Here is a 1,445-nt window from a genome sequence, read left to right as displayed (position 1 = left end):
CCCCCGGCCCGCCCGCGCGCCGCGGCGCCCGGCGCTGGAGGAGCACGCCTCGACGGAGCAGACCCGCGCCGAGCCGTCCCGTACCAAGCCGGCGATCGCGCGGGCGACCCGTCCGCGGCCGGCCGACGAGATGCTAGCGCCCCTCGCCGAGGGACCGACCCGGCGCCAGCAGCGCGCGGCGGCCTCGGCGACGCTGGCGTCCGGCGTGCAGACGCTGACCGTCGAGACCGACGAGGCCGGGATGCGGATCGACCGCTTCCTCACCGCGCGGTTCCCGCAGCTGCCCTTCGCCCGGGTCCAGAGCATCGTCCGCAAGGGCGAGCTGCGGGTCGACGGCAAGCGCGCCAAGCCCAACGACCGACTCGAGCCGGGCATGGCGGTGCGGGTGCCGCCGCTCAAGCTCGACCAGCCCGCCGACCGGCCGCGCAACCCGGTGCGGGACCAGAACGACGCCGAGTTCATCCGCTCGCTGATCCTCTACGAGGACGCGGACATGATGGTGCTGAACAAGCCGTTCGGCCTCGCGGTCCAGGGCGGCTCGGGCACCGTCCGGCACGTGGACGGGCTGCTCGAGGCGCTGGCCGGCCCACACGGGCAGAAGCCGCGCCTCGTCCACCGCCTCGACAAGGACACCGCCGGCTGCCTGATCGTCGCCAAGACCCGGGTCGCGGCGGCGACGCTCGCCAAGAGCTTCCGCTCGCGGGCGGCCCGGAAGATCTACTGGGCGCTCACCGCCGGCGTGCCGCGCACGCCGCAGGGCCGGGTCTCGACCTACCTCGTCAAGGAGGAGCCGACCGATGCCGACGCCCGCATGCGGATCGCCCAGCACGGCGAGGAGGGCGCCACCCACGCGCTGACCTACTACGCCACCGTCGACCAGGCGGCGCAGAAGGTGTCGTGGCTGTCGTTCAAGCCGGTGACCGGGCGGACGCACCAATTGCGGGCGCATGCCGCCCATATCGGGCATCCGATCGTCGGCGACCCGAAATACTTCTCGGTCGAGAACTGGGCGCTGCCCGGCGGCATCCAGAACCGGCTCCACCTGCTCGCCCGCCGGATCGTGATCCCGCATCCGCGCACCGGCAAGCCGATCGACGTGAGCGCGCCGCTGCCGCCGCACATGGCCCAGAGCTGGAACCTGCTCGGTTTCGATGCCGCGCGCTACGACCCGATCGTCGACGCGCCGGAGGCGTGAGGCCAAGCGTTCGTGATCGCGGCGGCGACCGGCCGTCGTGCACCGCGCGGGCCGCGAGGGTTGGCAACCGCCCCGCGAGGCTCATATCCTCGAAGGGCACCGGGCCGGCGGCCATCCGCCCTGGGCACCCGGCCGACATCGACCCTCGTGGTGAGACCTGATCGACATGAAGCTCACGACGCTGGCCTGCCTCGCCGCCCTCGGCCTGCTCGGCCCCGAGACGCTGGCGACGGCCGCGCCCGCGGCGCCC

At 74.0% G+C, this 1,445-nt stretch carries 1 protein-coding gene; it reads left to right on the top strand.

All coding sequences use genetic code 11. The annotated features are described in order from the left end of the window. A partial coding sequence (locus tag FV223_RS27510; RefSeq protein WP_246689832.1) for an RluA family pseudouridine synthase occupies positions 1 to 1,195 on the top strand: 1,195 nt, incomplete at its 5' end. Positions 1,196 to 1,445 lie beyond the last annotated feature (250 nt).

Origin of the sequence: Methylobacterium sp. WL116, assembly GCF_008039455.1 — a bacterium.
Lineage (GTDB): Bacteria > Pseudomonadota > Alphaproteobacteria > Rhizobiales > Beijerinckiaceae > Methylobacterium.
This window is presented reverse-complemented; position numbering and strand designations above follow the sequence as displayed.